A 19980-nucleotide genomic window follows, 5' to 3' on the forward strand; every position below is an offset into this window, starting at 1 on the left:
GCTCCGGCAGCGCCGACGATACTAATAAGCATAGAAATGGATGCGATTATGGACAAAGCAGTACACGCCTGCAGGATCTGCCTGGGCGATGTGAAATATTTGGGAGCCACGGACTTCAACAAATCCGGCAGCGATCATTTTGAAGGCCGCCGGGTGTTCCCACCGTCCCTCATTCAAGTCGATTATTACCGCTGTCAGCAGTGCGGGTTCATGTTTACGCCCTATTTCGACGATTGGAGCGATGCGGATTTCGAACGTCAGGTCTATAACAGCGAATATCTGAAAGCCGACCCGCCTTTCGCCGGCGAACGCGCCACCCGTCTGGCGCAGTTTCTGACCCGCGCGCTGGGCGAGGATTTACGAGATATATCATTGCTCGATTTCGGCGGCGGCGAGGGACACCTGGAGCGCCTGTTGCGCAGAGAAGGCGTCGGGAATTGCGCCACTTACGATCCTCACCACCACGCCAACTGTCAAAAACCCTCCCGGATATACAATCTGGTCACCACCTTTGAAGTGGTGGAGCATGTCAGCGACCAGCACCACCTGTTCAAGGAGCTGTGCTCGCTGGTGGAGCCCAACGGCGCGCTGTTGCTGAGCACGCTGTTGCAGCCCAGAGACATTGAAATGCAGGGAGTGGACTGGTGGTACGCCTGCCCGCGTAACGCGCACATGGCGTTTCATACCCGCCGCAGTCTGCAGCGTGTGCTGCAAACCCACGGCTTTTATCTGGAGTCGCTCAGCGACGAACTGCATATCGCATTTCGCAGACCAAACGCCGTCAGCAACAGGTTTCTCAGCCTGGGAGCAGCCTCCGTGCAGGTTAACGACACCGTCTGCACGGACTAACCATTGATGAAGTCCGCCGCGCTATTAATCCGGCGGACGAAGCTCAGTTCAACTCACCGCTGCATTCAAAACGCTCGAGTTGCTCCTCATAGGGAGCCGTGTTGAAGCCTTTGTCCTGCAGCCATTGCGGGTTGTAGTAAGTATCCAGATAACGCTCGCCGCCGTCGCAGATCATACTGACGACCGAGCCGGATTCGCCTCGCGCCCGCATCTCCGCCAGCAACTGCACTGTCGCATACAGGTTAGTGCCGGTGGAGCCGCCGCAACGACGGTTCAACAAGTGCTGCAGCCAGCGCAGCGACGCCATGGACGCCGCATCCGGCACCTTGATCATGCGATCCACAATACCGGCGATGAAGGACGGCTCCACCCGCGGACGACCAATGCCTTCTATACAGGAGGGCTGCGCCAGGGTCAGCGACGCATCACAGGTCTGGTAGTAATCGTAAAACACGGAGTTTTCCGGGTCCGCCACACACAGCTGCGTGGCGTGTTGCTGATAACGCAGGTAGCGTCCAATGGTGGCGGAGGTGCCGCCGGTGCCGGCGCTCATCACAATCCAGGTGGGGATAGGGTGAGGCTCCGCGCGCATCTGCTGGAAAATGGATTCTGCGATATTATTGTTGCCGCGCCAGTCCGTCGCCCGCTCAGCATAAGTGAACTGGTCCATGTAATGACCGTCGACTTCCCGCGCCAGTCGCTCCGCTTCGTCATAAATACTGCCAGTGCTGACTTTATGGCACTTTCCGCCGTAGAACGTGATCTGATCCAGCTTCTGCTGCGAAGTGGACGCCGGCACCACCGCAATAAAGGGCAGTCCCAACAGGCGCGCGAAATAGGCTTCGGATACCGCCGTACTGCCGGATGACGCTTCGATTACCGTGGTTCCCTCACGAATCCAGCCATTACACAGCCCATATAAAAACAGCGAACGCGCCAGGCGATGTTTCAGGCTGCCGGTGGGGTGGGTGGACTCGTCTTTCAAATAGAGGTGTATATCTGGAATGCAGGGCAGATCGACCTTGATCAAATGCGTGTCCGCCGAACGCTGGAAGTCCGCCTCAATCTTCTGAATCGCCTCACTGACCCAACTCATACCCGGTTACCTCTCAGTTCTGTGGTTAGTTTTCAGGGTTATAAGTATATAGCCTTAAGCTATTAAACCCACTACTCAATTTGTCGAGTCTTTACTCCGAACCTTCTTAAACATACACCAGTGCAGGTTAGACGTTCCGTTATCTTACATTCCGTTACAAATGCTGACATTTAAACCGCTGTAGCGAATGGGATTTCCTTGTAAATACCTGGGGCTTTCTGTAGCATTCGCGCCCTCCCCAATCCTGCAGCAATTTTCCGGCCAGATTCCGTTGTACGCCTACGTGCGTGGCGATTGGCAGCGCGCGCGTTTTCCCCAGATGTCGTCGGGCGCCGGAAAGTCACAGGTTCAGGCGCGGTGGAGCGAAAAGTATTTCGTCGCCAGGGACGGCATCGGCTTAACCGCCACCCCGGGAGCCGGTCGCAACGCCGGTCTCCCACCTTTTTCTCAACGCCTTCACGCTTGTCGCTCTCTCTCCGCTTTGGCATGATGCCCCACTGACGTTTCACGGGAGTCCGCCATGTCATCCGCCCTAACCCTGATCGCCGGCCCAAAGGCCTTACAGCACATCCGCAACCGCGGTTTAAAAGCGAATGACTTTAACCTGCTGGCGGGCGCTTCCGGCGGTCCCAAGTGGTTCATTCTGTTCGGACTGGACAAGTATCTGTCCGGGGAGTTTTTCAAAGACCGCCGCACGCCGTTGCACACCATCGGCTCCTCCGCAGGCGCATGGCGCATGGCCTGTTTCGCTCAAGCTGATCCAGTGGCGGCGATCACCCGGCTGGCGGAGCACTATTCTCAGGAGCGCTATTCCGACAAGCCCGATGTGGCGGAGATCACCGCCAAAGCCAGACTGATGGTGCAGACCACGCTGGGCGCCAATGGCGCCGCGGAAGTGGCGGCTAATCCCACCATTCGCACGCATATTCTGGCGGACCGCTGCCGGGGACCCGCCGCTTCAGAACAGGCCTGGCTGCAGTTATTCGGGCTGGCGCTGGCCGCCGGGGCCAATGCGCTGAGCCGACGGGCGCTGGGGCTGTTTTTCGAACGCGTACTGTTTCACACCGGCGCTGAGCCGGTGTTTCAGCTAAAGGACCTGCCCACTCGCACCGCGCCTCTGCATACGCAGAATCTGGAGCAGGCGTTAATGGCTTCGGGCGCCATTCCTCTGGTGCTGTCCGGCGTATCCAACATTGCAGACGCTCCCAAGGGCGTTTACCGGGACGGCGGCATCGTGGATTACCACTTAGATCTGCCATTCAATGAAAGCACGGGGCTGGTTCTTTACCCGCACTTCAGTCAGCAGGTAACGCCTGGATGGCTGGATAAGAAGCTGTCGTACAGAAAAGTCGATCCCCGCCACTACGACAACGTGCTGATGTTGACGCCCTCCCGGGAACTGGTGGAAAAGCTCCCCTACGGGAAAATTTCCGACCGTAATGACTTCAAGCATTTGGATGCGGACAGCCGTCTCAAATACTGGCGCACCGTGCTGCAGGAAAGTGAGAGGATGGCGGATGACCTGCATGAGATGGTCGCCACCGGCAAAGGCCTGGACGACATCCAGCCGTTTCAGCCCTGACCTGGGTCGCGCTGTCGCATCGACCGACAGTGGATCGCAAAGAGAGAACCGCCGCCATCAAAGACAGCGGCGGCTGATGTCGAAAGCAAAGGGTCAGGCTGGGGCGATATCCACCAGGATCTCACCGGGAGTGACGCGGTCGCCTTTCTTGGCGAATACGCCTTTCACGACGCCAGCGACGCCCGCCTTGATCTCGGTTTCCATTTTCATGGCTTCAATAATCAATACCGCATCTCCCGCTGCGACTGTCTGACCTTCCTTGACCAGCACGTCGACGATGTTGCCCGGCATGGAAGTCGTAACGTGGCCTGGCGCGGAAGCGCGTTGACGTTTGCCGCCGCCCTCGGACGGGGTATATTCGCCAGTGGATTCGATCATGATCTCTTCCGGCTCTCCGTCCACCGTCATGTAGAAGCGACGCTCGCTCTCGCCGCTGGGGCTGACGCCGGTCACGTGGATGTCGTAGGTCTCGCCGTGGACAGTGATCTTAAACTCAGTGGCCACACCCGCCGCTTTGGCGTCCGCCTGCGGCTGCAACGGCTCTGGCTTGAGCGTTCCCGCCTTGCGCCCTTGCAGGAAGGGTTTGGCCACTTCCGGAAACATGGCGTAGGTCAATATATCTTCGTCCGTCTCCGCCAGATCGCCGATTTCCTCTTTTAGCTTGTGCAGCTCCGGCTGCAGCAGGTCGGCGGGACGGCAGTCGATGACGTCTTCTTTGCCAATCGCCTGCTTTTGCAGCGCCAGGTTCACCGCTGCGGGAGCCTGGCCGTACCACCCTTGCAGATAACGCTTCACCTCATTGGTGATGGTTTCATAGCGTTTGCCGGTAATCACATTGATCACCGCCTGGGTTCCCACAATCTGCGAGGTCGGCGTCACCAGCGGAGGATAGCCAAGGTCTTCGCGCACCCGCGGAATTTCCGCGAACACGTCGCGAATGCGGTCCAGCGCGCCCTGCTCTTTCAATTGGTTGGCCAGGTTGGACATCATGCCGCCAGGCACCTGATTGATCAGCACACTGGTGTCGACGCCGCTGTATTCGCTCTCAAACTGGTGATACTTCTTGCGCACTTCACGGAAATGCGCCGCCACCTCGCCCAGAATTTTCATATCCAGACCGGTTTCGTAGCCCGCCGCTTGCAGCGTCGCCGCCATGGTTTCCGTGGGCGGATGGCTGGTGCCGCCGGCGAAGGAGGAAATACAGGTGTCGAGGTGATCCACGCCCGCTTCCACCGCCTTCAACTGGCACATGGACGCCATGCCGGAGGTGTAGTGGGAATGCAGGAAAATGGGCAGTTTCAGGGACTGCTTGAGCGCGCTGACCAGATCGAAAGTTACTTGCGGAGTCAGCAGACCCGCCATGTCTTTGATGGCGATGCTGTCCGCGCCCATATCCGCCATACGCTTGGCCTGAACCACAAACGCCTCGACGGTATGCGCCGGGCTGGTGGTGTAGCAGATTGTGCCTTGAGCGTGTTTGCCGGTTTTCTTCACCGCCGCAATGGCGGTTTCCAGGTTACGCACGTCATTGAGGGCGTCGAAGATACGGAATACGTCGATGCCGTTGCTGGCGGCCTTTTCCACAAACGCCGTCACCACATCATCGGAGTAGTGTCTGTAGCCCAGCAGGTTCTGGCCGCGCAGCAGCATCTGCAGACGCGTGTTGGGAATGGCTTGTCGCAGTTGGCGCAGTCTCTCCCAGGGATCTTCTTTCAGGAAGCGTACGCAGGCGTCGAACGTGGCGCCGCCCCACACTTCCAGAGACCAGTAACCGGCTTTGTCGAGTTTTTCCGCCACCGGCAGCATATCTTCCGTGCGCATGCGGGTGGCGATCAGCGACTGGTGTCCGTCGCGCAGGATGACGTCAGTGATGTTGATTTTCTTACTCATGCTAAATTCGCTCCCTTACATGCCCGCCTGGGCGGCGACCGCCGCTGCGAGCGCCGCGGCCAGCGATTCCGGCCGACGTTTGATGGAATAGTTGATCAGTTCAGGATGGGCTTCGACGAAACCGGTATTGAAGTCTCCCGCGCGGAACTCGGGATGCCGGAGAATCTCGCGATAATAGGGAATCGTCGTGCGAATCCCGTAAATCTGCATGTCCTCCAGCGCCCGCTCGGCGCGCTCCAGCATGTCCTCCCAGGTCAGATTCCAGACAATAAGCTTGGCGCACATGGAGTCGTAATATGGGGGAATAGTGTAGCCGGTATAGATTGCCGCATCCGTCCGTACGCCAGGGCCGCCGGGAGAATAATAGCGGCTGATGCGTCCGAAGCTGGGCAGAAAGCCGTTTTTCGGGTCTTCCGCGTTGATGCGAAACTGAGCGGCGAAACCGCGATAACTGATATCCGCCTGCACGAACGGCAGCGGCTCGCCGGCGGCGATGCGGATCTGGGTTTTGACGATGTCGATGCCGGTGATCTGCTCGGTAATGGTGTGCTCCACCTGCACCCGGGTGTTCATCTCCATGAAATAGAAGCTGCCGTCATGATCCAACAAAAACTCCACCGTGCCGGCGTTTTCATAACCCACCTCCCTGGCTACTTTCACCGCCAGCTCGCCTACATAGTGACGTTGCTCGTTAGTGAGCTGCGGTGAGGGCGCCAGTTCGATCAGTTTCTGGTTACGACGCTGAATGGAGCAATCCCTTTCGTATAAGTGCACGACGCCGCCATGGGCGTCCGCCAACACCTGCACCTCGATATGGCGCGGGTCGACGATGCACTTTTCCAGAAACACTTCCGCACGGCCGAAGGCTTTGGTGGCTTCCGAAATCACGCGCTGGTAGTTGCTGCGCAGGTCTTTCTCGTCATTACAACGACGAATGCCGCGTCCGCCGCCGCCCGAGGTGGCTTTCAGCATAACCGGGTAACCAAGACCGGCGGCGACCTCCACCGCGTGCTCCAGATCGCGCAAGTTGCCCTCGCTGCCGGGCGTCACAGGCACGCTGGCGCGTTTGGCGCTGCTTCGGGCTTCGGTCTTGTCGCCCATTTGACGGATGACGTCGGCGCTCGGACCGATAAATTTCACTCCCCGCTTGGCGCAGATTTCCGCCAACTCAGCGTTTTCGGAAAGAAATCCATAGCCGGGATGCAGCGCGTCACAGCCTGTCTCCACCGCCAGATTGACGATTTGGTGTGGGTTGAGATAGCCCAGCAGTGGATCAGATCCCAGGCAATGGGACTCGTCCGCCTTTTTAACATGCAGGGAGTAGCGATCAGCTTCCGAATAAATAGCGACGGATCGGATGCCCAGCTCACGACAGGCGCGGGCGACCCGAACCGCAATTTCTCCACGGTTCGCTATCAATACTTTTTTGATTGATAGCTTGGATCTCGACAATGATTGTGGTTGTGACGATGTAGAAGTTACAGGCACTGGAATGATCCCTCTTCTTTTCTTTAACGGCTGAATGAGTGTCATTCAGCCGCCGATAAGTCTAGCGGGAAATACGTATGCCTGTGAAGAAAAGTAACGGCATCGCGTTGATAAAGTTTATTAATCGCTCTTTTGAGCGGCCCAGTCAGGCCGCTTCTTTCGCATCCCGCGGCGATTTGACGGCGTTTTCCGCGTCATTTTCCGATCCGGCGCCTGATCCCTTCTCTGTTGCAGGCGCATTTTTAGCCCCGCGCCGCTCATGCAGGAAACGCAGCACTTCCGCCCGCAAGTGGTTGTAACGACTGTCGTCCGCCAGCGCCAGCCGATCACGCGGACGCGGCAGGTCCACGGACAATACTTCGCCGATGGTCGCCGCCGGCCCGTTGGTCATCATGACAATGCGATCAGACAGCAACACTGCTTCGTCGACATCGTGAGTAATCATGACGACAGTGTTGTTAAGCTCGTTCTGGATTTCCATCAATGAGTCCTGCAAGTGCGCCCGCGTCAGTGCGTCCAAAGCGCCGAAGGGTTCATCCATGAGCAATACCGAAGGCTTCATCGCGAGCGCGCGGGCGATGCCGACCCGCTGTTTCATGCCGCCGGAAATCTCCGATGGCTTCTTGTGCATCGCATGATCCATATGCGCCAGGCGCAGATTGTGCTCGATCCATTCTTTCATTTCCCGCTTGCTCTTTTTGCCGCGGAACACCTGACGCACCGCCAGCTCCACGTTTTCATAGGCGGTCAACCAGGGCAACAGGGAGTGGTTCTGAAACACCACCGCCCGTTCCGGCCCCGGCTCGTTCACTTCCTTGCCGTCCAGCACGATGCCGCCTTCCGTGGCCTGCAGCAGGCCCGCAATGATATTGAGCACCGTGGACTTACCGCATCCCGAGTGCCCGATCAGAGATACGAACTCCCCTTTTGCGATGCGTAAATTCACTCGATCCAATGCTTTGAATTTCCCTTTTGGCGTTTCGAATTCTATGCTGACATGGTCGATCAACAAATGTTCAGCGGACATAGGCGGCTCCCCCCGTTGTGAATGCGTGTATGTTCAATGCGTTTAGCGTATGTCCGCCGTTTTATCCCAGGCGATGCGTCGTTGCAGGGCCAGCATGGCGCGATCCAGCGCAAAGCCGATGAAACCAATGGTGAAAACCGCCACCATAATGCGCCCCAGGGAATTGGAGCTGCCGTTCTGGAACTCGTCCCAGACGAACTTGCCCAGCCCCGGATTCTGCGCCAGCATCTCGGCGGCGATCAGCACCATCCAGCCCACGCCCAGAGACAAGCGCATGCCCGTGAAAATCATCGGCACAGCGAAAGGCAGCACCACCTTGCGCACTTTGGTCATCCAGGACAGACGCAGCACCAGACTGACGTTGTTCAGATCCTTGTCCAATCCAGACACGCCAACGATGGTGTTGACCAGCGTCGGCCACATGCAGCACAGGGTCACCGTAATGGCGGAATTAACGAAAGACTTCTCAAACAGCGGGTCATCCGTCACATACACCGCGCTCACCACCATAGTCACCAATGGCAGCCAGGCCAGGGGCGACACCGGTTTGAAGATCTGAATCAATGGATTCACCGCTGCGTACATGGTTTTACTCAGTCCGCACACAATGCCGACCGGCACGGCGATCAGCACCGCCAGACTGAATCCCACGAATACGGTATAGAGGCTGGTGAGGATCTGATCCAGATAGGTCGGACGTCCGTTATAAACGCGCCATTTCACTTCCGCCGCAGGGTCCTGCGCCAGCTTACTGGCGTTGCGCTCTTCCTGTCGTTGATAGAACGCATCCGCTTTTTCCCGCTCCTGTTTATGCTCCAGCCAAAGCCCTTGCGCCTGCTCCCAGACTTGCGCCGGTCCCGGCACCGCGCCCAATGAGGTCTGGATACGCGAGGCCGCCGCATCCCAGACGCCAAGAAACAACAAAAAAGCCAATATCGGCACGCCTACGCCCCTCAGGATAGCGGAGACCTGCTCACGAGGATTCTCCCCTTTCAGCAGACGCACCCAAGGCGCCAGCCAGGCGGCGCTTTCCAGTCGTTGAGAAATTTGAGCCATCATTTATCCGTCCTCACGCAGTGAAGCGTCGGGCGCGCCCGACGCAGAGCCGTCATTCCACTGTCTCGTCGCCTTTCAAACCAATGCTGAAGCGGGTGAGATAGGCATTAGGTGTGCGGCCGTCGTAGGTGACGCCGTCAATAAATTCAGACTGGGGCGGCCGAAAGCCGTCCTCACTCGCGAAGTCAGGAAAGTCGGCCTTCGCCATCTTGCCTTCCGCAATCAATTCTTCAGCCGCTTTGCGGTAGATATCCGGCCGGTAGACTTTTTTAGCGGTCTCCATGTACCAGCTATCCGGCCTGGCCTCGGCAATCTGGCCCCAGCGGCGCATTTGAGTGAGATACCAGATGGCGTCGGAATAGTAGGGGTATGTGGCGTTGTAACGGAAAAAGACATTGAAGTCCGGCATGGCGCGTTTGTCGCCTTTCTCATATTCAAATTCTCCGGTCATGGAGTTGGCGATCACTTCATAGTCCGCGCCGACGTAATTGGATTGTGAAAGAATTTTCACTGCTTCCGGACGGTTGGCGTTGTTGTTTTCATCCAGCCACTTGGCGGCGCGAATCATGGCTTTCACCACGGCTATATGGGTATTGGGATACTTATCGGCCCAGGCTTTGGAAACGCCGAACACCTTCTCCGGGTTATTTTTCCACAGCTCGTAATCGGTGATGACGGGTACGCCGATGCCTTTGAAGACCGCCTGCTGATTCCAGGGTTCGCCCACGCAATACCCGTAAATAGTGCCCGCCTCAAGAGTGGATGGCATCTGCGGCGGCGGCGTTACGGATAGAAAAGCATCCGCTTTGATCTGGCCACTAATGTCTCCCTTATGCGGCGCGTAATAGCCCGGATGAATGCCTCCCGCCGCCAGCCAGTAGCGCAGCTCGTAGTTATGAGTGGAGACGGGAAACACCATGCCCATCTTGAAGGGTTTGCCTTCGTTCCGGTACTTCTCCAGCACCGGCTTGAGATAGTCCGCTTTGATGGGATGCACGGGTTTGCCGTTCTCCATCGGGACATGTTTTTTCATCTCTTTCCAAACTTCGTTGGAAACGGTTATCCCATTGCCATTGAGATCCATGCTGAACGCAGTGATGATGTGCGCCTGGGTGCCAAAGCCGATAGTGGCGCCCAGAGGCTGCCCCGCCAGCATGTGGGCGCCGTCCAACTCACCGGTGATCACCCGGTCCAGCAGCACTTTCCAGTTGGCCTGCGCCTCCAGCTCGACATACAAGCCTTCATCTTCAAAAAACCCTTTTTCCCGCGCAATCGCTAATGGCGCCATATCAGTCAGTTTGATGAAACCAAACTTCAGATCTTCCTTCTCCGGTTCCGCCGCCATGGCGCCGCTTACACAACAGGACAGGAAAACACCCTTCATCAGATTCTTTAGCGTTATTGTGACTTTCATGGTCCGCTCCGAGGTTAAGAACTGACCACATCAATCCAACATTCATACCACTGGCGAATTTTTATCTTTTAAATCATTTAGTTGATATTCAATCACCTTAACGACGCACTTTTTTGGCGCTGGCCAAAATCCCCTCCCGCACCAAGTTATCCCAGTGTCATGCACTATGCCCGCCACATACCGCACCATTTGAGTGAACAATGACCGCCTGACTCGCTCCCAGCGCTTTGGCTTTTCTTCAGAGGTAGGCGATACTTTGTCATATTCCTGTCTTGAACTGCATGAATTGCATAAATTGAGAGGCATCTGTGGTCAGAGGCGCGTCGTTATTGCTTGCTCTGCTGTTTTATTGCTGCGCGGCGAACGCAGCACAGTATCGGTTCGCCCTGCTGATTCCCAACGACACCCCGTTTTGGAACCGAGTGGCCCTGTTCGCGCAAAGCGCCGCGGAAGACCTGGATGTGGGGCTGCATGTACTGGACGGCGACGCTGACCGCCATCTGATGCTGCGGCAGTTCGAGCGCCTGTTCAAAGATCGGCGTAAGTTCGACGCCATCATCTTTCCCAATTTTCTGCAGACGGCGGAAGTCTTTATTCCTCTATGCGAACGCAATTCCGTCATTTGCGTCCTCTATAACAGCGGACTGGAAGGCGTAGCCGCAGACAGGCTGGGACAGCCCAAGCAGCGCGTCTCAAACTGGATCGCCCAGTTGCTGCCTGACGACGTCGGCTCCGCGACGGCAATTACTGTCGCGTTGATTCGAGACGCCCGAGGCGGGTCAGCAGGACGCAAGGTCAACATAGTCGCCGTCAACGGATTCGCCGCCGACGGCCCAGCTATCGCCCGGGAGAAAGGGTTGCGCACGGCGGTGGGACTCTTCGACGATGTCACACTCAATCAGGTGGTGTATACGGACTGGAGCGCCGAGGACGCAGAAAGCCGCACCCTGGGTCTGCTGGAGCGCTTTCCTGACGCCAACGTCATTTGGTCAGCCAACTATCGCACCACGGTTGGCGTATTAGCCGCGTTAAAGAAATTCCAACGCACGCCGGGAAAGGATGTCTGGGTCAATTCCTATGACATCAATCCGATCTCCCTGCGCCAAGTGAGCGAAGGCGCGCTCAGCATCACCGCCGGCGGCCACTATGTCGAAGGCGCCTGGGCGGTCATTCTGGCCTTCGATCATTTGCAGGGTAAGCAGCGCCCCATCGCCACCAGCGTCTTTCACACCCCTCTGCTATTGGCCAACCATCGCAATGCAGGCAAAATCGTCCAGGTGCTGAAGCGTCTTGAGGACTACCCCCAGACCCTGCGCAAAGTCGACTTTTCCCGCTATTCCCTGGCCTTGAACCCCAGCATCTCCACCTACAACTTTTCTCTTGAGTCCGTCATTGAGCAAATGGCGTTGACGGAATAAACGCCGTCGCGATCAGTCATCCTGTTTGATAAAGGTGACGCCTGCGATCCCTACGACAGTGGACGACTTCTCGCCCTTACTGTCGAAATGGTAAAAGCTGACGCGTTCGGAGCGCCCGTCATAGAACTGCAGAGTGAGCGCGTATCCATTCAAATGATATTTCCCGGCGGATCCCGCGTTGGCGTAGGTGGAGACGCCACCGCCTCCAGACGCGAAAGAACCGCCGGAAGACCGATTCAGTTCAAAGCGGCCGTCGCGGGAGAAGGTGATGCTTTGCGTCGAGGCGGCGACATCCATCATTCCCAATTCGGCGCTGGGCATGATCATGGTTGAGCCGGCTTTCCAGGCTCCATCCAATTTCGCGTTCTTGTCTGCGGGCCATACCGGATAAACCCGGGGAACCTCCCAAGGATCTTCGCCTGGAATGCTGAAGACATAGGCGCCGCCACGCTCCTTCCAGGTTCCCCAGGCTTTGGGCCTGTCGCGCCGGGATGCGCTAACATCGAGGTCTTCCAGCGCCAGATCGAAATCACGATACAGATCGCCATTACTGAACAAAAGCTGTGGCTTAAATATCAGACTAAAGCCGTTTGACGAGGCGATCAGCACGACCTTTTCCACTTCCTCCCAATCCGGACCTGCGCCAGCTTTGCTGTACTTGGCCATGTCCGCGGAAATCATCGACACGCGAGCGCCGCCGCGGGTTTCCCGTTTGTTTTCCGCAGACGTTGACGACGCTTCAGCCTGTTGCGAAGAGTTCTCCAGGCTGTGGTAAAAATCCGGGTACCTGAGGGGCAGGTTGAATTCCTCACTGCTCAGAGCGCCCGCCAGGGACAGGCAAAGTTTTGGCAGCTTACCTTCCAGAGAGTGACGCAGCTTATTTTTCGCCGACATAAGCAAATCAGCGACTTTTTGGTTGTTCGCCGCGTGCTGATTTACGATTGCGTCGATCTGCGCCACTTTATTGCGCAGCTCCCATTGCTGAAAAGCCGATTCGCTCACCGTGGATAAACCCGCCTCCCTGCATAGCTCTTGCGTCACTCGCAACGCCTCTATGCGCTCATATATGTCAGCGAATCCTCCTTCCGCAAAAGCTGGCGCCGGCGCCCACGTCAGCGCAAGGCAGGCTTTCAGAATAAGCGCCGACGAGAGACGTTCGTATCGTTGTGAAGCGCTCTTTCTGGAGACGTTGAACATGATGATTGATCCCCCGGCTGGAAAATTGGAATATTGTTCTGCTGTTAAACGCTCCAGTTAAACAAGCCTCGCCTGAGGCGATAACTGGGGAAAACCCCAGGCGCCAGCAGTATTTCATCAAGAAAACCAGGAAACTTTTATGACGCAGCCGAATCGATACGCGATCGCCATTCATGGCGGAGCGGGGACCCTGTCCAAAGGAATGCTCACAGAGGCCCAGGAGAACGAAGTACACGCCGCCCTGCGGCAGGCGGTCATGGCGGGCAAGCAGATATTAGCCCAGGGAGGAAGCAGCCTGGACGCCGTCGAAGCGGCAGTGCGCGAGCTGGAGAACAGCGAATGGTTCAACGCAGGCAAAGGCTCCGTCTATAACTATGACGGCGATCATGAGCTGGACGCCTCCATCATGGACGGCGCTACATTGAAGGCCGGCGCCGTGGCGGGCATCCGCAACAGCCCCAATCCTGTGACAGTGGCCCGTGCGGTCATGAACAAGTCCGAACACGTCCTGTTGGCGGGCGAAGGCGCGGACCGCTTCGCCAAGACCATGGGATTGCCCCAGGTCGAGAACTCCTGGTTCGGCACGCCCATGCGCCACAGCCAGTGGCGTCAGGCCCAGGATAAAGCCAAGCCCAGCCTGGAGCCGGGCGCAGAGGACTATAAATTCGGCACCGTGGGCGCCGTCGCTATTGATCAGGCGGGCAATCTGGCCGCCGCCACCTCCACCGGCGGCATGACCAACAAAAAATACGGCCGCGTCGGCGATTCTCCGCTGATCGGCTGTGGCGCTTACGCCGACAATCGCAGTTGCGCCGTGTCCACCACCGGGCATGGGGAATACTTTATTCGCCATGTGGTGGCTTATGAGGTGTGCGCCCGTTACCGCTATCTTGGCGAATCACTGCAGCAGTGCGCGCAGCAGGTGTTGTTCGAGGAGTTGCAGCCAAGAGGCGGCGAAGGCGGTCTGATCGCCATTGATCATACCGGCGCAGTGGTGTTGAGCTTTAATACGGAAGGTATGTATAGGGGGTGGAGCGAAGGCGACGGCGAGGTTTTCACAGGCATCTACGGTAACGACGCAGTACGCCCCAGTAAGGCTTAACCGCCAGGGCCACTATGCTTTCGCATTATTTTTAGCCAAAACAGTGGGATAGACTATTCTTAAAGAAGGTTTTTGACAAAAGTCCCCTTCTCATCCGCCAGGACGCGAGGGGGCTTTGCGCCGTTTGTCAGTACTTTCTGGGGATGTCTATGCCTAAATTGCTGCGTTTTTTCACCACTCGGCTATTGCGGCCGGTGCTTATCGTGTTGTGCGTTGCAGTGGCGCTGCAGATTGTCGCCAATATTCTGCTCGGACAATTTCAGTTAAACAACCTGGTCAAAGAAGTCGAATCCGGCCTGCGTGACAGTCGCCAAAAGGTCAGTACTGAATTGAACGCAGCGGAAAACACGGTCGCCACGCAATTGCAGACCATGTCAGACAACGCCCAGCAGCAGCTGCAGAGCAGACTGGGCGAGCAGTTGGAGAATCAGCGCAAGGACATCGCTCAAAACCTGCGACAGACTCTGGATGAAGGGGTTAAAAACCTCACCGGCATCGTCGCCGCTATCGCCCCGCCCGCTATCTGGGACCGTGACACGCCAGAATTGACGCGCCTGGCGCAGTTGGTGGATAACAGCGACTCCATCGTGTTCGCCGGCTTTTATGGCTTCTTCGGCCAGGAGCCCGAGCAGTTGACCCGCTATGTCGACCGCACCGATGAGAAAGTGCAGGAGCTGATCAAACAGGGCGAAGGCAAAGGCTCGCTGGCCAAAGTCATCGATGCGGCGGAGAAAGATCCCGGCATCGTCGTCATCCGTACGGATATCGCGCCCCAGGGCGCCGTGATCGGCCAGTTTGTGGTTGGCGTCAGCACTTCCCGCATCGACGGCCAGATGGAGCGGCTGAAAGGCCAGTTCTCAGATCTTACCAACCAGAGCAAAGTGGCGGTGGCCAATGTGCTCGGCAGTGAATTATCACGGGTGACGGAGGCGTTGCGGTTGTCTCTGAAAAACACGGAAACGCATACGGATGAGTCCATTTCCTCCGCCGTCCTGCAAATTCGCGAGGGAGCGGAGTCATTAATTGGCAGTCTGACCACGGCCTCACTTGCAGCGGGAGTTATTCTGGTCGTGCTGATATCGCTGGTGCTGGGCGTACGGGTAGTGTTGAAAGTGGATGTGTTAAGCAAAGCCATCTGGAACATCGCCGAGGGCAAAGCTGACCTGACGCAACGGGTGAAAATTCAGGGTAACGACGAAATCGCCGACGTGGGCAAAGGCCTCAATGTCTTTATCGAGCGGATACAGAAAATCGTGTTGAACGTCAATAAATCCGCAGAACTGGCTTCGTCGCAATCCGATGAATTAAAGCAGAACACCCAGCACGCCGATGAAGCCGTGGCGCATCAAAAACAGGAAATCGAACAGATCTCTTCCGCTATCTCAGAAATGTCCAGCAGCATTCATCATGTGGCGGAGCATGTGCAACTGGTGGCGAACGACGTCGATCACATCAAGTCGGAAACTAAAAAATCCGGCTCTATCTCGCATAATCTGCGCAATATGTTGCACTCGCTGCAATCAGAAATGAGCAATGCGGAGGAAGTCGTCAATCAACTCGACTCTCACAGCAAAGAAATCGGCTCCGTATTGCTGGTGATACGCACCATCGCCGAACAAACCAACCTGCTTGCGCTCAACGCCGCCATCGAGGCTGCGCGGGCGGGAGACAGCGGACGTGGTTTTGCGGTGGTGGCGGATGAAGTGCGCACCCTCGCCAATAAAACCCAGCAGTCCACCACAGAAATTCAAAACCGCATAGACAGCCTGCAAAGCGGCAGTCAGAGCGCGGTGCGCTCCATCAGCGCCGCCTCAGAGCGGGCCAAGCGCTCCAGCGAGACATTTACTGAATCCGACAGCAGTCTGGAAAACATCAACCAACTGGTGATCGGTCTCTATGACCGCACCACCGAGATAGCCTCCATGGCGGAGGAGCAAAGCGGCGTCGCGGAGGAGATCAATCGCAACATCGTCAATATCGCCGACGCGTCGGAGCGCACCCAGCAGTCCGCCGCCGAATCCGCCCAGGCCGGAGCCAGCATTCAGCAGTCCGTATCGGATTTACGGCGGCAGGTGTCTGAGTTTGTAGTGTGACGCCCGACATTTTCTAAGGGATTAATAAGGCCGATAGGTGCTCATGCACTGGGCGATGTGGTTGGAGGCTTCATTGAGACACTCGAAGAACTGGCGTTGCTTGCCTTGCGCCTGTGAGCACTCACGCGGGGTCAGCTTGCTTTCGATGCGCTTCAATTCAGGCATGCCCTGATCGTATTGCGCCTGCGTCATGTGGCCGGAGTTCAGGTTTTTCCTGGCGACGTCCCGCATGCTCGACAGCCAGTCCTTGCCATTGCTGATGGATTTAGAACAGAAATCAGGCCCCAATGCTTCCCCGGACGCCGATCCTTCATCATCCGTAGCAACGGGCGCCGCATCCTTTTTGATTTGCTCCTGCTTCTGTCCCGGGCAGGGACGATCCGAAAACGTCATATTGCCCGACGCATCCGTACACTTGTAGATACCCGCATTCGCCATCCCTGACCACAACAAGAAAATCACCGCCAACTTCCGCATTTCCAACTCCAAAGACTGAGTCCACGCCGCTCCTAACGAGCGACCTTACAAAATAACCAGAATAGACCATCAATCCCAGGATACAAATAAATGCGGAAACGCGCGCCGAACGCCTACTTACCGCCCTTCCATTCGCCAATGGAAGCACGGCGCTCATCGTCATCATCTAACGCGTGACTGGCGACCAGCCTGCAGGGTTCGCATTGGTAGGGGAATAACCAGAGGTCGCTGCCCCTCTCAATAGAATGACCTGTCCGCCAATCTCCACCGCACCCGGGACACCTGCGTTTTTCCTCATTTTTGCGTCGGCCCCAATACCGAAAGAGAAAGTAGTACGTAGGTACGCCGGTAGCGTGTTCAATGATCCGGCAAACTTCCTTCCCAGCCAAAGTTAGCGCACTATTGGCGTCGGCAAGCTCCTTGTAGGTTTCTGACTCAAGCACGGCGGATCTCATCCAAATCGAGTCACACTGGCGGTAATTCCGTTGCCAGAAATAAGCCTGCTCACGATCATCTGCATCGCAAGGAACAGTGTACAGGGTGATATTTTCTCCATTGTCGCCCCGATATAACGGCGACTCGCCGCCATTGTCGATCGTATGCAGGTACAGGAATGGCGCGCCTTTCCATGAGGCTTCCTTCTTTGGCGCGTTATCTTCCAACGTTTCCCAAACCGGTTCACCGCCAAAATACCGTTTAAGCGCTTCCAATGAACTCAAACCATAACGGTTAAAAAAACTCAGCTCCGTGGCGCTTGGTCCAAGTGTATTAACATATGCGCAAACAATGCCTTGCTGAACTGCACAAACATAATCGTCTACATTCACTTGCCCATTATGTGCAAGCGTAGAGAGAAAGCTGAACGCCAGCTCCAGCGCCTCATCTTTATCATCATTAACCAGCGAACCAAAGGTTACTTTATGTAGAATCAATGTTTATTCCCAATCCCTGAACTCAAACTAGGCGATATATAAAATACGCTCCAAATCCAACCACAACCCAAAAAAATATCCCAAACACAAACGCAAATAATCCTTCCGGGTCGGCATGTTTACCGGCGAATAGCCGATGGATCAGATACCCCGGGCCTTTGATCAGAAACTCCATCACGAAATAGAGCACGCCTTGCGCAATGGCGCCCAGCAGTCTAAGGAGTAGGACTAATAGATCTTCCATCTAACAAACCGCCCAGGGTAAAAACATTCTGGCATTCTGCCACGCTGAAACCATTCTATAAACAATAGGTCGGATACGGTGGCTATTTGAAGCAGCGGCGGCCTTTCCTTTTCCGGCCTTATGTTTAATGTAAAATGCGTTCTATTTTTCTCAGCTGGAAATAAATCATGACAAACAAAAGGAATAACCTTATCCCATTCACCTTATTAATAGCGGCTGTATCACTAGGGGGGTGCGCAACGAACGAAGGCTACCGTCCAGAGTCCTCTACTCAGCAGGTATCGAGACAAATCTCCACGGAGCAGGAAGAGTTTCTTCAAGTGCTTTCCCAAGTCAAACAAAGCCACATTTTTAATACGAATATAGAGGCTGAGAAATTTTGGCAAGGAAGTCTGAACAGATATCTTCTGCAACTCGATCCTGAGAGACTGACACTCTCTCAAGCCGATATTAACGAGATTGAAAAGCAGCACCCAGAGTTCTCAACTTTGATTGCAGCAGGGGCAATCTCCTCCGCATATCAAGTTGGTGAACTGTATAAACAGGCTGCAACCATAAATTTAGAGACCGCGCAAAATTTAGTTCACCATATCAGTCTCGCGGATTTTTATGGACCGCTGAACTCTCAAGAGTGGGCTGCCGATGCAGGTCAATTACGCCTTCGCTGGAAACAGCATTTAACCCATGACTTACGCAAACTGACAAGGAGTGGGCTGACTAATAGCGAGGCGACTCATGTTCTGGAAAAAAGCCTGCAACACCAGATAGAAAGATTACAGCACTCAGATAACGACCAATACTTCAGCACATTAGTTTCATCCATCATGAAGCGCCTTGATCCTTGGTCGAGATACTTCCCTGCACCAAGCAAAGACTACTCTGACTCTTCATTGGTTGGTATTGGAGTAGCCTTCAAAGAAGACACTGGCTTGGTTCAGATAACCAAAATTTTACCCTACAGTCCCGCGGCCGCCAGTGCGCTAAAAGTTGGCGATAGGCTTGTCAGTCTCAGACACGATCAAGGTCCTGTCGTAGACTTGGCAGGCATTAATCAGGACGAAGCAATGGAAACCCTGGCTGCGAAAAAGGGCGCCCAAACGGAGCTTACTGTTATACGCGATGGAGCTAAAATTCCCATCTTAATTCAGCATAAAGAAGTAAAAATCCCTCTGGTTCGGGTATCGCAGTACATAGAGGTCATTGGATTAGAAAATAAGAACTTCAAAATAGGCGTTGTGAAGGCGCCTTCATTTTACAACAGCCCTGTCTCATCAGCGGATGATATTAGGGCTGCGCTTAAGTACATTCAGAACAATCACGCAGATGGGCTCATTATCGATCTCCGAAACAATGCCGGATCTATCCTTGCTGAGGGCCTAAAGACCAGTGACATATTCTTACCTCTGCATTCCCCAATGGCCGTCGTTAATACAGACGAGCGCTGGAAGGTCTACGATGCTTTTTCTGAACCTCAGGTACAGCTTCCAACTGTGATCTTGGTAAATGAAAATACCGCTTTCGGCTCAGAAACGTTAACTTCTGCGCTACAAGAGCATGGTTTGGCGGTCGTTATTGGGAGACGCACATCAGGAAATGGAATCTTTTGTCAGAGCAAAAAAACGAAAACGGGCGCCGTTTGTATCGCCTCCGCCGCCTTATATAAAATTAACGGAGAAAGTTTGACTGGAAAAGGCATTGAGCCAGACCTGTCATTAAAGCTCTATCCCGCTGATATATTGTCTGCAGAAAAGATAACTAGTCCCTACAGCGACTATGTGTTGGACTCCACAGACCCTGTCTACTCCAATGAATCGCCAAGATTTGATTATTCTCATTTACAAACCCAACATGAGCAAAGAGTGAAATCAGATCCCTCGCTCCAGCTCAATAACCAATATCAAAATGCACTGGCTGAGAGAGAATTGAAAGGATACCTTCTGGACGACGCCAGTTACCTGCGTCTACAAAACAAAATCAACGAGTTGGAGCTGCGTTGGAACGAAATGGGGCAGCCAGATGTAGAGATGCAGGAAACTCTACGCCTTTTCGCCGAATTGCTCGCACTGAAAAAATAGGGCGTGGCGTAAAATCATCAAAGTAGGGCGGCATCCGCCG

17 protein-coding genes are annotated in these 19980 nt (G+C 55.4%); 7 read left to right on the forward strand and 10 right to left on the reverse strand.

Annotated elements, in window-relative coordinates; genetic code table 11:
* Positions 1-48: 48 nt before the first annotated feature.
* A complete protein-coding gene (locus AC2IBB_RS00135) occupies positions 49-849 on the forward strand; it encodes a class I SAM-dependent methyltransferase (protein WP_486330900.1) in 801 nt (266 codons plus the stop codon).
* Between the two features lie 43 nt (positions 850-892).
* Here AC2IBB_RS00135 and AC2IBB_RS00140 read toward each other — a convergent pair whose 3' ends face one another.
* The gene (locus AC2IBB_RS00140; RefSeq protein WP_486330901.1) at positions 893-1945 is read right to left on the reverse strand and encodes a PLP-dependent cysteine synthase family protein; all 1053 of its coding nucleotides are present in this window, start codon (positions 1943-1945) and stop codon (positions 893-895) included.
* A gap of 187 nt (positions 1946-2132) precedes the next feature.
* On the opposite strand from AC2IBB_RS00140, the gene AC2IBB_RS00145 reads away from it, so the two are divergent.
* Both AC2IBB_RS00145 and AC2IBB_RS00150 read left to right on the forward strand, forming a co-directional pair.
* Positions 2133-2435 carry a hypothetical protein gene (locus AC2IBB_RS00145; RefSeq protein WP_486330902.1) on the forward strand — a complete coding sequence of 101 codons (303 nt, stop codon included), beginning with the start codon at positions 2133-2135 and terminating at the stop codon, positions 2433-2435.
* 30 nt (positions 2436-2465) lie between these two features.
* On the forward strand, positions 2466-3527 hold the full coding sequence (locus AC2IBB_RS00150) for a patatin-like phospholipase family protein (protein WP_486330903.1): 1062 nt from the start codon (positions 2466-2468) through the stop codon (positions 3525-3527).
* A 93-nt stretch (positions 3528-3620) separates the two neighbouring features.
* Here the strand turns inward: AC2IBB_RS00150 and oadA are convergent, their stop codons facing one another.
* The 5 genes from oadA to AC2IBB_RS00175 form a co-directional block, all read right to left on the reverse strand.
* A complete protein-coding gene (oadA, locus tag AC2IBB_RS00155) occupies positions 3621-5417 on the reverse strand; it encodes a sodium-extruding oxaloacetate decarboxylase subunit alpha (protein WP_486330904.1) in 1797 nt (598 codons plus the stop codon).
* Positions 5418-5432: 15 nt separating this feature from the next.
* The gene (locus tag AC2IBB_RS00160; RefSeq protein ID WP_486330905.1) at positions 5433-6905 is read right to left on the reverse strand and encodes an acetyl-CoA carboxylase biotin carboxylase subunit; all 1473 of its coding nucleotides are present in this window, start codon (positions 6903-6905) and stop codon (positions 5433-5435) included.
* A gap of 145 nt (positions 6906-7050) precedes the next feature.
* A complete protein-coding gene (locus tag AC2IBB_RS00165) occupies positions 7051-7932 on the reverse strand; it encodes an ABC transporter ATP-binding protein (protein ID WP_486330906.1) in 882 nt (293 codons plus the stop codon).
* A 42-nt stretch (positions 7933-7974) separates the two neighbouring features.
* Positions 7975-8991, reverse strand: a complete 1017-nt coding sequence (locus tag AC2IBB_RS00170) for an ABC transporter permease (protein ID WP_486330907.1) — start codon at positions 8989-8991, stop codon at positions 7975-7977.
* Between the two features lie 49 nt (positions 8992-9040).
* Positions 9041-10372: a CmpA/NrtA family ABC transporter substrate-binding protein gene (locus tag AC2IBB_RS00175; protein WP_486334017.1), complete on the reverse strand. Its 1332-nt coding sequence runs from the start codon at positions 10370-10372 to the stop codon at positions 9041-9043.
* 338 nt (positions 10373-10710) lie between these two features.
* Here AC2IBB_RS00175 and AC2IBB_RS00180 point away from each other — a divergent pair, with 338 nt between their 5' ends.
* Positions 10711-11820: an ABC transporter substrate-binding protein gene (locus AC2IBB_RS00180; RefSeq protein WP_486330908.1), complete on the forward strand. Its 1110-nt coding sequence runs from the start codon at positions 10711-10713 to the stop codon at positions 11818-11820.
* Between the two features lie 12 nt (positions 11821-11832).
* On the opposite strand, the gene AC2IBB_RS00185 is transcribed toward AC2IBB_RS00180, so the two are convergent.
* Entirely contained in the window at positions 11833-13017 is a 1185-nt protein-coding gene (locus AC2IBB_RS00185) for a hypothetical protein (RefSeq protein WP_486330909.1), read from the reverse strand.
* A 139-nt stretch (positions 13018-13156) separates the two neighbouring features.
* Between AC2IBB_RS00185 and AC2IBB_RS00190 the strand changes: the two genes are divergently transcribed.
* Together AC2IBB_RS00190 and AC2IBB_RS00195 are read left to right on the forward strand one after the other, a co-directional pair.
* On the forward strand, positions 13157-14119 hold the full coding sequence (locus AC2IBB_RS00190) for an isoaspartyl peptidase/L-asparaginase family protein (RefSeq protein WP_486330910.1): 963 nt from the start codon (positions 13157-13159) through the stop codon (positions 14117-14119).
* A 149-nt stretch (positions 14120-14268) separates the two neighbouring features.
* Positions 14269-16212, forward strand: coding sequence for a methyl-accepting chemotaxis protein (locus AC2IBB_RS00195; RefSeq protein WP_486330911.1), 1944 nt, complete (start codon positions 14269-14271; stop codon positions 16210-16212).
* A gap of 21 nt (positions 16213-16233) precedes the next feature.
* On the opposite strand, the gene AC2IBB_RS00200 is transcribed toward AC2IBB_RS00195, so the two are convergent.
* From AC2IBB_RS00200 to AC2IBB_RS00210, 3 genes are all read right to left on the reverse strand, one after another.
* Positions 16234-16689, reverse strand: a complete 456-nt coding sequence (locus AC2IBB_RS00200; RefSeq protein WP_486330912.1) for a DUF4124 domain-containing protein — start codon at positions 16687-16689, stop codon at positions 16234-16236.
* A gap of 113 nt (positions 16690-16802) precedes the next feature.
* On the reverse strand, positions 16803-17621 hold the full coding sequence (locus AC2IBB_RS00205; protein WP_486330913.1) for a DUF2310 family Zn-ribbon-containing protein: 819 nt from the start codon (positions 17619-17621) through the stop codon (positions 16803-16805).
* A gap of 22 nt (positions 17622-17643) precedes the next feature.
* Positions 17644-17865 carry a hypothetical protein gene (locus tag AC2IBB_RS00210; protein ID WP_486330914.1) on the reverse strand — a complete coding sequence of 74 codons (222 nt, stop codon included), beginning with the start codon at positions 17863-17865 and terminating at the stop codon, positions 17644-17646.
* 167 nt (positions 17866-18032) lie between these two features.
* Here AC2IBB_RS00210 and AC2IBB_RS00215 point away from each other — a divergent pair, with 167 nt between their 5' ends.
* Positions 18033-19940, forward strand: a complete 1908-nt coding sequence (locus AC2IBB_RS00215; protein ID WP_486330915.1) for a S41 family peptidase — start codon at positions 18033-18035, stop codon at positions 19938-19940.
* The last annotated feature ends 40 nt before the right edge of the window (positions 19941-19980 follow it).

The organism is Hahella sp. NS-SX17, assembly GCF_057367735.1.